The organism is Winogradskyella schleiferi (assembly GCF_013394655.1).
Classification (GTDB): domain Bacteria; phylum Bacteroidota; class Bacteroidia; order Flavobacteriales; family Flavobacteriaceae; genus Winogradskyella; species Winogradskyella schleiferi.
The window spans coordinates 1998121-2012260 of sequence record NZ_CP053351.1 but is presented as its reverse complement, the minus strand read 5'-3'; the positions used below and the strand labels follow the sequence as shown (position 1 = coordinate 2012260).

9 protein-coding genes are annotated in these 14140 nt (G+C 35.1%); 4 read left to right on the top strand and 5 right to left on the bottom strand.

Annotated features, from left to right (window positions below):
* Positions 1-29 precede the first annotated feature (29 nt).
* The 4 genes from HM990_RS08700 (at position 30) to HM990_RS08685 (ending at position 4566) form a co-directional block, all read left to right on the top strand.
* Positions 30-1466, top strand: a complete 1437-nt coding sequence (locus HM990_RS08700) for a circularly permuted type 2 ATP-grasp protein (RefSeq protein WP_178988560.1) — start codon at positions 30-32, stop codon at positions 1464-1466.
* Positions 1467-1476: 10 nt separating this feature from the next.
* Positions 1477-2457, top strand: coding sequence for an alpha-E domain-containing protein (locus tag HM990_RS08695; RefSeq protein WP_178988559.1), 981 nt, complete (start codon positions 1477-1479; stop codon positions 2455-2457).
* A gap of 143 nt (positions 2458-2600) precedes the next feature.
* Positions 2601-3443, top strand: a complete 843-nt coding sequence (locus HM990_RS08690; protein ID WP_178988558.1) for a transglutaminase family protein — start codon at positions 2601-2603, stop codon at positions 3441-3443.
* A gap of 73 nt (positions 3444-3516) precedes the next feature.
* A complete protein-coding gene (locus HM990_RS08685) occupies positions 3517-4566 on the top strand; it encodes a zinc-binding metallopeptidase family protein (RefSeq protein ID WP_178988557.1) in 1050 nt (349 codons plus the stop codon).
* A gap of 17 nt (positions 4567-4583) precedes the next feature.
* On the opposite strand, the gene HM990_RS08680 is transcribed toward HM990_RS08685, so the two are convergent.
* From HM990_RS08680 to HM990_RS08660, 5 genes are all read right to left on the bottom strand, one after another.
* Positions 4584-5510, bottom strand: coding sequence for a transglutaminase family protein (locus HM990_RS08680; protein ID WP_178988556.1), 927 nt, complete (start codon positions 5508-5510; stop codon positions 4584-4586).
* A gap of 1 nt (position 5511) precedes the next feature.
* A complete protein-coding gene (locus HM990_RS08675; protein ID WP_178988555.1) occupies positions 5512-8064 on the bottom strand; it encodes a circularly permuted type 2 ATP-grasp protein in 2553 nt (850 codons plus the stop codon).
* Positions 8065-8084: 20 nt separating this feature from the next.
* Positions 8085-11417: a transglutaminase family protein gene (locus HM990_RS08670; RefSeq protein WP_178988554.1), complete on the bottom strand. Its 3333-nt coding sequence runs from the start codon at positions 11415-11417 to the stop codon at positions 8085-8087.
* A gap of 166 nt (positions 11418-11583) precedes the next feature.
* Positions 11584-12504, bottom strand: a complete 921-nt coding sequence (locus tag HM990_RS08665) for a glutaminase (protein WP_178988553.1) — start codon at positions 12502-12504, stop codon at positions 11584-11586.
* Between the two features lie 206 nt (positions 12505-12710).
* Positions 12711-13550 (bottom strand): DUF302 domain-containing protein, encoded by an 840-nt coding sequence (locus tag HM990_RS08660; protein ID WP_178988552.1) that lies wholly within the window; start codon positions 13548-13550, stop codon positions 12711-12713.
* Positions 13551-14140 lie beyond the last annotated feature (590 nt).

Sequence of the window (14140 nt, the reverse complement as noted above, 5' to 3'; positions counted from 1 at the left end):
ATTAATTGTAAAACTTATAAAAACCGCTTATGCCAAAATTAGATTTCTCAGCTTATGATACCAAGGGCTTTTACGACGAAATGTTTGATGAAAACAATAATATAAGACCTAATTATCAATTATTTGCAGAACGGCTGCAGAATATGAGTCAGAAAAAATTAAACACACTTCAACATGCCACGGACAGAGCACAGCTCTCATTTGGAATGACTTTTAATGTGTATAGTGACAACCAAGGCATAGAGCGGATACTTCATTTAGACATCATACCCAGAATTATAGCTAATAACGAATGGAATCACCTTGAAAAAGGACTACAGCAACGCATTAAAGCGCTCAACCTTTTCATTCAGGATATATATAATGACCAAAATGTGTTTAAGGATAAAATTATTCCTAAAGAAATGATTCTGTCTAGTGTTTCCTATTTAAAGGAATTAGTCGGTTTTAAACCACCAAAGGATATTTGGTGCCATATTACAGGTTCTGATTTAATCAAAGGTGGAGATGGCATGTATTATGTGCTTGAGGATAATTTAAGATGTCCTTCAGGTGTCTCGTATATGTTAGAAAATCGAGAAATTTTAAAACGAACATTTCCTGAGTTATTCGAAAAACTCGATGTAAAACCAGTTTATAATTACACCCATACTTTAAGGGATACTTTAGAATCGCTAGTTGATATTGATAAACCGACTGTTGCAGTTATGACACCAGGAATTTATAATTCGGCTTATTTTGAGCATTCCTATTTAGCACAACAAATGGGAGCAGAGTTGGTGGAAGGACGCGATTTAATTGTTAAAAATGATATGGTTTACATGATTACGACCAATGGTCTGAAGCGTGTGGATGTAATTTACCGTCGTGTGGATGATGATTTTATTGATCCAGAAGTCTTTAATAAGAAATCTTTATTAGGTACACCTGGTCTTTTTAGGGCCTATCTCAAAGGCAACGTGGTTTTAGTCAATGCACCCGGAACAGGCGTTGTGGATGACAAGGCGGTTTATGCCTATATTCCTAGAATCATTAAATACTATATGGGTGAAGATATGATTTTGCCTAATGTAAAAACGTATATATGTGATGAAAAGGATGATTGCAAATATGTGATTGAAAACATTCATAATTTGGTAGTGAAACAAACTGATGCTTCCGGCGGATATGGGATGCTGATTGGACCAAAATCCACTAAAAAAGAGCAAGAGGAATTCATTGCAAAAATCAAGAACAAACCAAGAAATTATATAGCCCAACCGATGATTAACTTATCAAGGGTGCCAACAATAGCAGACAATACCATCGAAGGACGCCACGTAGATTTAAGACCTTATGCTTTGTATGGAGAGGATATAAAAATTATTCCGGGAGCATTGACACGTGTGGCACTGAAAAAAGGGTCTATAGTGGTCAATTCATCTCAAGGAGGAGGCAGTAAAGATACTTGGGTTTTAAATAGTTAAAAAAAAATTTATGTTAGGAAGAGTCGCAAACACTATATATTGGATGAATAGATATCTTGAACGTGCAGAGAATTACGCACGCTTTATGGATGTGAATTATAATTTGTCATTGGAATTACCACCTAATGAAGTAGAGCAGTGGCAGCCACTAGTTCTTATTACAGGCGATTGGGAATTGTATGAATCGCTATATCCGAATGTTGAAAAAAGCAAGGTTATTTATTTCTTGACCTTCGATAAAGAAAACCCGAATTCTATTTTTAATTGTATCCTCAATTCAAGGGAAAATGCAAGAGCCGTAAGAGCAGAGATAACAAAAGAAGTATGGGAACAAATAAATGCGCTTTATTATTTAGTAAAAAACGCAGCAGCTAAAAAAAATCAATCGGATAAAGAATTGAGGCGTTTGTTTACCGATATAAAAAATGGTTGTCAATTGGTTTACGGAATGTACTATGCCACAATTTCCCGTAACGAAGGTTGGCATTTTGCAAAATTGGGTCAAATAATTGAACGTGCTGATAAAACCTCTCGGGTTTTAGATGCTAAATATCATTTGTTATTAAAGTCACCAAAATTAATTGGGTCTTCATTAGATTTAATTCAATGGGCTGCACTTTTAAAATCGGTTAGTGCTTTTGATATGTACAGAAAAAAGAATGGAAAACTCACGTCTTCAGGAATTGCAGAATTCTTGATTTTAGATACGGAATTTCCACGTTCTATATTAGCTTGTTTATTGAGTGCGGAACGTTGTCTGATTACTCTCTCTGGTAGTTCTGTTGGTTTTAGTAACAATGCACAACGGCAATTGGGTGTTTTAAAATCCCAGTTGGAATATGCAGATATCAATGATATTATAGCCAATGGCATGCATGAATATTTGGATAATATCCAATTGAAATTAAATGATATTTCTTCGGCTATTTATAATTCATTTTTTTCGATAGAACCTTATGTTCAAAATCAGTCTCAGAGTCAGGTGCAATAGAAAATGGTTAGGTTTAGTTTGGTGTGATAAAATTAAAAAGAAGAAAGTTCAAACCAGACCCAGACCTTATTGTGAACTTCTAAAAGAGACACTTCGACTTCGCTCAGTGTGACAGCATTAAAACTATTGAACATAAAGTGTAAATGATATTCAAAATCACACATCAAACCGAATATGTTTTTGATTCAGAAGTATTTCTGGAACCACATTATTTGAGGTTTCAACCAAGGCAAACAGCTTATGTGGATGTCAATGACTTTTCTATTGAAATATCACCAAAGCCCACAGGACAAAAAATCATCTTAGATGAGGAACAAAATGTTTTAAACTTTTGTTGGTTTGAAGATACGACTGATAGGCTAAGTATTACAGCAACAACACTATTGGAAACCAAAGCCTTTAATCCATTTGAATTTCTTATTTATCCGTTATATTATAATCAGCTTCCGCTTCAATATGAAACCCCTCAGAGCAAATTATTGTTTTCAAGTTTAGAAGGTCAACTTATATCAGAAGAACTTTTGGATTATGGAAATGCGATTATAAAAACTTCTAATTTTAGAACCATTCCTTATCTAACCTTACTTACCAAACAATTACATGATGATTTTAAGGTGGAATACAGAGCCGTCGGTTCGCCATTGTTACCCGATGAAACCTTTCAATTAAAAAAAGGATCTTGTCGCGATTTGTCTTGGATGCAAATACACCTTTTAAGACAACAAGGTCTTGCAGCCCGTTTTGTAAGTGGCTATTATTATTTTGATATGGAACACCCTGAATACGAATTACATGCTTGGGTGGAGGTTTTTTTACCAGGAACAGGTTGGCTTGGTTTAGATCCCAGTCATGGTGTTTTAACTGGAAATACGCATTTCCCGATAGCTTCAAGTGCCAATTCCATACAAACTATGCCAGTTTCGGGAGGCATTCGAGGTAGTGCGACTTCCAAACTCATCACTAAATTATTAATTGAAAAATTATAATTTAATGGTGCTTAATTACTAATTTTGCCCGATATTTTAATTAAATACAATAGCGTTTCGTCGTTATCATAACATGAAAATATTTCAATGCGGTAACTGTAAATCCTCTTTGTTTTTTGAAAACTACAGTTGTGACAACTGTGGCCAATTAACAGGTTATAGAGCTTCAGATCGTATGATGCTCAGTTTTTCGCCTGATATAGCGACTCTTATTTCAGATCGAGATCATAAGGAATACAAGTATTGCAAAAATAAGGAATACAATGTATGTAATTGGGTCATTGAAAAAGATGATCTTGAAGATTATTGTAGTGCCTGTCAATTAAATAGAACGATACCAAATCTTTCGAATGCCAATTCAGATAATTTTGACAATTGGAAAAATCTTGAAGTAGCTAAACATCGCCTCATTTATCAACTTCAAAAAATAGGTTTGTCCTTACCGAGTAAATTGCAAAATGAGGATGGCTTATGTTTTGATTTTGTTGAAAAACTCGGTAATCCCAAAATAATGACAGGCCATGCCGATGGCGTTATTACAATTCTGATTAAAGAAGGAAATTCAGTTTCTAGAGAGCAAGCCCGAAAAGATATGACAGAACCCTACAGAACTTTGGTTGGGCATTTAAGACACGAAGTCGGTCATTATTTCTGGGATCGCTTAGTGAGAGATAACCCGAAAGTGCTCGCAGAATTTAGAACTATTTTTGGAAATGAAGAACTAGATTATTCTCAAGCACTTCAAACGTATTACAAGGAAGGTGCACCTAAAGATTGGCAAAAATCATACATAAGTGAGTACGCAACTTCTCATGCGTGGGAAGATTGGGCAGAAACTTGGGCCCATTACTTGCATATTATGGACATGGTGGAAACTGCTTATTTTTTTCGACTTAATGTAAAACCAAAATTTAACAATAAAGCCTTAACTACAAAAGTGTCGTTTGATCCTTATACTAAATACAACTTTGATGTCATTGTCAGAATGTGTGTGCCGTTATCATTGGCCGTAAATAGTATCAATAGAGCTATGGGAATTCCTGATGTCTATCCGTTTGTGATTTCGTCAGTAATTATAGAAAAATTGAGATTTATTCATCAGTTATTGCTTCCTAAACGTTAGGGATTATGAAATAGAAATTACTGTTGCGATTGACTCTGCATTTGATTGAGATGTGATGTTGCCGGTCTCAAATCCACTGAAACTTCCATTTTGTTTTTACCCATACTGTAAATAACGCCTTTTAAAGGTGGTACGTCATAATAATCTCTACCATGCGCCACTACAATATGCTGGTCTTTTGGAATTTGGTTATTTGTTGGATCGAAATCCACCCATCCAAAATTCGGGAGATAAACAGAAAACCATGCGTGGGACGCATCAGTTCCAATTAATTTTTCTTTTCCTTTTGGTGGAACAGTTTCTATATAACCACTAACATATTTAGCAGGCAAACCCATAGATCGAACACAGGCAATGGCTATTTGTGCAAAATCTTGACATACGCCTTTTTTGGCTACCATCACTTCTGTTAATGGTGTTGCAATATTTGTGAATCCTGGTACAAAATCAAAATCGGTGTAAATCCGCTGCATTAGTTCGTACGTCGCTTCATAAAATGAACGTTCTGGTTTAAAAGATATGGATGCATAATTGGCGATATCTTCATTTCCTTTTGAAATTAGAGGCGAAGGCATCACAAATTGTCGTACATCAATACTATCAGCATCTGTTTTTTTTAAATGTTTTAAGGTGTCTTCAATAGTGATTTTTTTTCCTATCGAAAATTGTTCGGCATTAAATTGAGCCTCATAATTTCGTTCTACTTTGCTTCTTGCAATAACCACCAATTCCTTATGATGTTGTTGTATAGAGAAACGCGTGACCGCATTCCCGAAAAAATCCAGTCGTTCTGAGAGGTCTGTTGGCGTAGGAGAGATTTCTAATTTATAATCCAAAAGTGTTTGACCTGGAAAACTTTTAGGTTTTATAGTGGTCATATTATGACAAAATGAAGCTCCATGCTCGTAGGTATATTTCGTTTTGTGCCAAAGATCGAAAATCATATTAAGTCGTTATATTACGATCAACCAACTGTTTTTGTGGTTGTGAATGATTAAAATAAGTATCTGAAATAGACAACGACGTTGTATGTAATAAATCACTTAACTCTGAAAGGGAATGATCTAAGTTGTCACGCATATTGGATTCTGGATTGATCGTTAACAAGTCTGTTATATTTAATCCTTCCATTTTTGAAATAACAATGTTCATGTTCTGCTGGCAAATCGTTAGTTCTGCATTTTTATTTGTTACAGGTAACTTATCAATGTCTTTTTTTAATCGGTGCATTTGATAGGTTAATGATCTAGCATATTCTTTATCTAAAATGATTAAATTCAAAACGTTTTCTAAACTTAGATAGGAGTTATAACTATATCTGTAGATGTTCAAACTTTCATGGCTGTTTAATAAGGATTCTAAAATTTCATATTCTAATTCCTCATCATAATTCACAATCAACAACGCTCGAAACTTTTCTATATTCATAGCACTATTCTCTAGCTGTAAACCAATAAAGTAGAGTAGGAGCCCTTGACGTACTAAAATACTCTCTTCGGTCAGGGCCATAAAAGCGATGAGTCTGGTAATGATTTTATCAAAGAAATTCGTCAGTTTAAAAACGGTGTAACTATCTTCCTTTTTTAAAGTTTTTATATGCTTCTGTATGCCATCAAAAACACGCCACATATCCCTAGACCACAAATTACGTAACGAATAATAGGAGGTGTTGAAACTTTGCATGGATTGCGCAAAACTACCCACTTTATTTTCATCTAAAATAATTGCTTTTATTTCTTTGAGTGGATTATTCAGTACCTCATCATTTTCGGACATAAATCCGGGAAAGGTGGATGTAATTTTTGTTATGGATTGAAATAGTATTTTAAGGCTTTCAGATTCCGGCTTTCGATCATTGTATTGGGCATGTGTCATCTGACTTAAGACCATTCGTAAATATCTGGCAGTTACCAAAGCTCTACCAATATAGCGACCTGACCAAAATAAATTTTCTGCCGTATTACTAGGAACATCATTCAATCCCGTTGATGCACTGGAATTCGATTTGTTCCAAGAATAATTTTGAAGATTTGGCTGTGGCAAGTCATTGACCACCCAAAAATCTTTACTGGTTCCACCTCGTTGATTAGAAACAAACAATTCTTCCCGTTCTGGAGCCACTCTAACCAAACCACCTGGCATCACGGAATAACTAGAATCTTTAGCAATGGCAAATGTTCGACATGAAATTTTACGAGGTTCCAGTTCGCTTTTTACAAAATTTGGTGCGGTGGAAAATGATATTTTTTCCTGTGCCACAAATTTATGTGGATAATTCAAAATTTCTTTTTTAAGATTCTCGAGTGCTTTTTTGTCTAAAAATTCACAAAAATAGATATGCTCTCTATTGGATCTATCAATTCGTTTTACTACAAAGGACGATAAATCTTCCAGCACGTGTTTTCGTTCTTTTTCTTGACCACACCACCATGAGGCTATTTGTGGAAGCATTAAGTCTGCATCTAAAAAATACTTACAAATATTTTTCATGAAAGGATTCAAAGCAGGATTTTCCAATACACCACTACCAATAGGATTTACAATGGTCACATTTTGCAAACGCACGGCTTCCAATAAACCAGCGACACCTAAATAAGAATCTTCTCGTAATTCTAAGGGATCCATAAAGCTGTCGTCAATTCGTCTTAGAATAACATCGACTTGTTTTAACCCTTTTAAGGATTTTAACCAAACTTTGCCGTGTCTTACGACTAAATCATTTCCTTTAACTAGTGGATGCCCTAAAAATGAAGACAGATAGGAATGTTCAAAATAGGTTTCATTATGCGGTCCTGGTGTTAGAATTACAACCATGGGACTTTCTACATTTGTAGTTGCCGAATTGAGTAACAACTCGTTTAGGTCGTTAAAGAAATTAGAAGGTTGGGCAACATTGATATTGGTATATAGCTCTGGAAAAATTTTACTAGTAGAAAATCGGTTTTCCAAAGCATAACCCATACCAGAAGGTGCTTGTGTTCTATCATTTACAACCCACAATCTGCCATCTGGACCTCTCGCTAAATCTGCAGCATATATTAAAAGCTGTTTAGACGTTTTATACTGAATTTTATCGCAAGACCTTAGAAATCCACTATGGGCATAAATGACTTCTGGAGGAATAATACCGTTTTTAAGCAACTCTCTTTTTCCGTATAAATCTTTTAAAACAAGATTTAATAGTTCCGCACGTTGTTGAATGCCTTTTTCAACCTTATTCCACTCATTTTGATGAATAATATAAGGAACAACGTTTAAATCCCAAGGTCTGTTTAATCCTTTTGGGTCGTTGTAAACATTATAAGTAACGCCATTCTCTGCCAAAAGCCAATCGATCTCTGTTTGCTTTAAAGCTAAATTTTCAGGGCCTATTTTAGATAAATTCTGAGACAATACTTTCCAGTTGTCTTTTATGTCCATTTTGGACGTGAGCAATTCATCATAGCGTGTAGATGCCGAAAAATAGTTTTCAAATAAGGTTTTTGTTACGGTCTTCATATAATATGCAACAACGCTATTTATTTTTTACGTAAATCTAAAGTATAAGGAAATTCAAAATTAACTGGTAATTCTTTATAAGAAAAACGTTTTGAGCTACTTTTTTCTTGAACGCTTCTGGACGTCGGTTCTGTATCAAAAGTCATATTTTCAAAAGGACTAATTTCTCCTTGTGTATGTCCAAATTCCCAAAAACGGTTAATTCTTCTCGATTCTGCTTCAAAACTATTCACAGGATGCACATCATAAGATCGACCTCCAGGATGCGAAACAAAATAGGTACAACCACCAATGGAACGCTTGTTCCAAGTATCGACGATATCAAAAACCAAAGGTGTATCTGCTTCAATTGTTGGGTGTAATGCAGAATACGGATTCCATGCCTTGTATCGAATGCCAGAAACATATTCGCCTTTTACACCTGTACTTTTTAATTGCACTTTTACGCCGTTACAGGTTAATACATAACGTTCATCGACAAAATTAGAGACTTTTACTTGCAGTCGTTCCAAAGAAGAATCAACGTATCTGGCTGTTCCACCACCAGTCATTTCTTCTCCTAAAACATTCCAAGGTTCAATGCCTGCTCTTAATTCTAAGTGGATCGTATTGATTTCTACCATGCCATGAAGTGGAAATCTAAATTCGAAAAATGGATTAAACCAATCTTCTTCAAATTGGTAACCTGCTTTATTCAATTGAGAGACAATGTCCTTAATATCTTCACGAACATAATGTTCTATCAAAAATTTATCATGCAATTCCGTTCCCCAACGCACCAAGTTATGTTCATAAGGTTTTTTCCAGAACCAAGATACCAAGGCTCTTACCAATAGCATTTGAACTAAACTCATCTTTGGATGTGGTGGCATATCAAAACCACGCAATTCCAAAATACCCAAACGTCCTGAAGACGAATCTGGCGAATATAATTTATCGATACAGAATTCCGCTCGGTGTGTGTTTCCTGTTAAATCCGTCAATAAGTGTCGGAACAAACGATCTGTTAACCAATACGGCACTTCACCTTTTTTAGGAATTTGACTAAAGGCAATTTCCAATTCATACAAATTATCTTGACGTGCTTCATCTACTCTTGGCGCCTGACTTGTAGGTCCAACAAAAGAACCAGAAAATAAGTAACTTAAACCTGGATGATGTTGCCAAAAAGTTAATAAACTGCGTAACAAACTTGGTTGTCGCAATAGCGGACTATCCGCAGGACTTGTACCTCCCAGCGTCACGTGGTTTCCTCCACCAGTGCCAGTATGCTTACCATCTAGCATAAACTTTTCTGTACCTAATCGGGATAATTTGGCTTGTTCATAGAATGTAAAAGTGTTGTGGCATAAATCTTTCCAATTGGTTACCGGATGCACATTGACTTCAATGACACCTGGATCTGGTGTTATTTTAAGCGATTCCAATCGGTTATCTTTTGGTGGATCGTAACCTTCCATGATTACAGGAATTTTTAGTTCTTTGGCTGTAAATTCGATAGCCGCAATTAGATCCAAAAAGTTCTCAGCCGAGTCCAATGGAGGTAAAAACAAATACAATTTACCGTCTCTTATTTCTGAACAGATAGCCGTTCTTACAAAATAATTAGGTTGATCAGTATCTAATCCTTTTTCTAAAAATTCTTTATGTCGTTTTTTAACAATATCCCTAAAACTTGGTAAACGCTTCTTTTGAGAAAATAAATCGGGTTCATAGGATGGGAAAACTTCGTGTTCTGATTTTTCCAATAATGAATTTAATGGCAATCTTAATCCCATTGGTGAATTTCCTGGTGTTAAGAATAAGTGTTGTCTTCTAAACTCCCATTCACTAGTGAACCATTTTCCTTTTGTACGGTTTAAAGGCAATAAATACCCAACAGGTGTTGACGTGCCATTTTCGAGAATCTCCTTTAATTTGTTTTTTACTAAAGTATTGTCTCGGTCCTTTGTAGGGTCGATGTCTATTGGAAGGTTGCCGTGTTCCCATAAAAAGTAAAACGCATCTTCAAAACCGGGTAAAATATGTGCTTTGGAAACACCTAAATAGGTCGTTAAGGTTTCTAAAAATAATTTATCCGTATCAGGCGGTACTGTGTAGTCATCGGCATAAGTGGCCAAATACTTTTTGTTGTACCAAATAGGTCTTTGATCTTTTCGCCAACAAATTTCTATTTGCCATCGTGGTAAAGGTTCGCCTGGATACCATTTTCCTTGGGCATGGTGTAGCACACCACCTTTTCCAAATGCATGGTGCAATCGCTTGGATAAATCTTTAGCTAGTTGACGTTTGTGCGGTCCATCTGCATCCGTATTCCATTCAGGAGATTCCAGATCATCAATAGAAATAAAAGTCGGTTCGCCACCCATGGTTAGGCGCACGTCATTTTTTTGTAATTGCTTTTCTACTTTATGACCGAGTTTATCAATGGCTTTCCATTGGTCTTCGGTATAAGGTTTTGTAACTCTTGGCGATTCAAAAATTCGTTTTACGGAGTTTTCAAAAAAGAATTCCGTTTCACATTTATCGGTCATACCAGATACAGGTGCAGCACTTTCAAAAGAAGGTGTGCAGGCCAAAGGAATATGACCTTCGCCAGCGAGTAATCCAGACGTGGCATCAAAGCCGATCCAGCCAGCACCTGGCAAATAAACTTCTGCCCAAGCATGTAAATCTGTAAAGTCCTCTTCAGGACCAGATGGCCCATCCAATGATTTTTCATCCGAACTTAACTGTACCAAATAACCCGAGACAAATCGTGCACCAAAACCTAAATGTCGTAAGGTTTGCACAAATAACCACGCATAATCCCTACAAGATCCTGTTTTTGTCTCTAAAGTTTCTTCACAGGTCTGTACACCAGGATCCATTCGGATGTTGTAATTTAAATATTCATAAATCTTTTGATTGACATGAATTAAGAAATAAATGGTTTTTCTAGGTGTATAATCCAGAGTTTTTAAAAATTCTTTTAACAATTTGCCTTTATCCGTAATTTCTAAATAAGGCTGTAATTCCTTTTTAACTGTTTCTGAATATTCAAAAGGAAATTCTTCCGCAGACTCTTCAATAAAGAAATCAAAGGGATTGATGGTTTTTAAATCCGCAATAATTTCAACATCGATTGATAGTTCATCGGTTTTATCTGGAAATACCAAACGCGCCACATAATTACCAAATGGGTCTTGTTGCCAATTGAAGAATTGGTTTTCAGGCTTTATTTTTAAGGAATAGGATTCAATTGGTGTTCTGGAATGAGGCGCAGGACGTAATCTAAACACATGAGGTGATAATGAGACTTTACGATCGTACTTATAGGTGGTTTTGTGGGATATTACAATTTTTAATGCCATAGATTAGAATAGATATTATAAATGAAATAGCTCGGAAGCTACTAAATTCAGAAACAAATTTAAGTTTTTAAAATAAGGAAAAAGTATTGAAATCACACGTTTATTTCACTTTTTACGAAAAAATATGTTAAAAGCAGAATAGACTATTAATTTAGGAATAAAAACATTAAAAAATACTCAATTCAGAATATGTGGTGACATCCTCAAGCAGTTCCATGCCTCTAAAGGAATTGCCGTGCTTATTTAATTTTGGACTCCAAACGGCAATTGCATAATTATTCGGATAGAGCGTTACGATGCCACCACCAACGCCACTTTTACCAGGTAAGCCTACTCGAAAGGCAAACTCGCCAGATTCGTCGTAAAAACCACAGGTTAGCATTAAGGCATTGATACGTTTTGATTTTGTTTTCGAAATAATTTTTGAACCATCTGATATTTTATGACCATTATTGGCTAAAAAGGTAAAGGTCTGTGACAGTTGCTGACATGTCATTTCTAAAGAACACATATCGAAATAGAAATCGAGTACTTCTGCGGGTTCGTTTTTAATATTTCCAAAGGATTTAATAAAATTACAGAGTGCAACATTTCTGTAACCGGTTCTTTTTTCGGAATCGGCTATTTTATAGGAGTAGGTAAGATGTGGTAAGCCACTCAAGTCCCTAACAAAATCCAAAAATTCCTTCTTGGCGTTGTCGAGATGTGACATTAATATGTCGCAAATCACGATGGCACCGGAATTTACAAACGGATTACGTGGAATGCCCTTGTAGGTTTCCAATAATAACAAGGAATCGAATTTAGTGCCAGAAGGTTCCACATCGACGCGTTTCCATAAGTCTTCTCCAATAATTTTATATGCCAAGGCTAATGATAGTACTTTGGCAATACTTTGGATTGAGAATTTTTCCTGATGATCACCAATTCCAAAACTGCTGCCATCGATGTTGGTCATATGGACTCCAAATTTTGTAGGATCTATGTTGGCGAGTTCAGGAATATAGGTCGCTAATTCCCCTTCGTCTTTAAGTAAACGTACTTTATTATAAGCGGTTTCTATGATGTCTTTGTAGTAGGATGTCATGAATTTAATGGTCTATAGAAAATTGAGCGAAGGTAAGATTAAATTTTGGGTCTTATTGGTATAATATTCAAATGGTTTATTGAAATTTTAAGTTACAGGACATATTCCGGGTTTCAATCCCAAGTATTTTCCAATTTTATATTAAATGATTCGCTCATAATTTAATATAAGTGTTAAGGAAGAGTCCTTTAAATGACTTTCTTTATTTACTCGGAAGAAGCTCCAGATGCTGAAATATTTCGTAAAGTTTGCGAAATCATATCAAGAGTGTCATTGTGATCGTTAACATTATGTCTATCTGCCAAATAGAAAGGATCGTTATAGATTATAATGACGTCTCCGTTGCTCTCTTCGTAGATTAACAGTTTTTGAGGTAAATCTAAAGCTATGGTTTTTGACTCGGACATCAAAGGTGTTCCTAAAGCAGGATTTCCAAAAATAATTAGTTTAGCTGGTGTCAATGTCAGGGAAGCGCTTTGTGCATTGGCTTGATGATCTAATTCTGCCATTACAGACACCTTTTCTAGTTTATTTATAGTTTCTACAATTAAATTATAGGTCGTATTAAAGTCATTTTCACTGGCAACGGAAATAATTCCATTGCCCTGTCGTGGAGTTACCGCGTTTAGAATCGCGTCTTTGTTGGTTGCACTATTAACAATATTTGTGAGTGCATTTTCAATCATTTCCGTAGTTGAAATGTTACCTAAATTATATCTCTTAACAAGGTAATTAACAGAATTATAGGCGACCACAGTATCCCCATCTTCCTCAGTATATACCGTAATACGTTGTGGTAAATCTAATCCAGCTTTAATATTATTTTGCATAATAGGTGTTCCTAACTTTGGATTTCCAAAATACACGGTCCGTGTAAAATCTAAAGATAATCCAATGTTTTCAGCATTTTCAGAATGATTGATTTCTGCAACAATCCCAATGTTTTCATTGTCATTTAAAGTTGAAATAATGGCATTGTAAACACTGGCAGGAGACTGGTCAGTTTCTATGTAACCTATGCCATCCGTATCTGGGAAGGTATTCATAGGGTTTTGGTTGTTCTCATTACTATTTTTGCAAGTTGAAGATAATAACAGCAGACTGAACAGGATAGAGGTAAATTTTAAACTTATCATTTCTTTTATTTCATATGGTTAGGTTTCAATATACTGACGATTACATGTTTATTGTATCATTATAGCGTATAATATTGACGTAATTCATTTTATTATTATCAACTAAAATAAAAAGTTTTGATATTAATGAATTGGGTTATGTAATATTTAATCAATAAGTTACGACCAAATACTAAAAATAATATTGGAACGATTGGTAATAAAAAAAACGATATCTTAATCTTGTAAATAATATTTCAGGATATCAATCATTTGTAAACACTTGTGCAGTTTCTTAAATGGTTAATTTCCTTTAGTAATGGGTTAAAATTGTTGTTTTTTAAACCTGATTATCTGTGTAATTTTAGGGTCTAAGTTATTGAATGAAACATAAAGTAATTGACTTTTGAAGTCGCTAAAAAGAAACATTCGGTACGACTAACTCAAATATAAAAGCCCTAGATGTTATCGAGGGCTTTTGTAGTTCTTTATGGTTATCACTTTCTGATGTAAGAATTTTC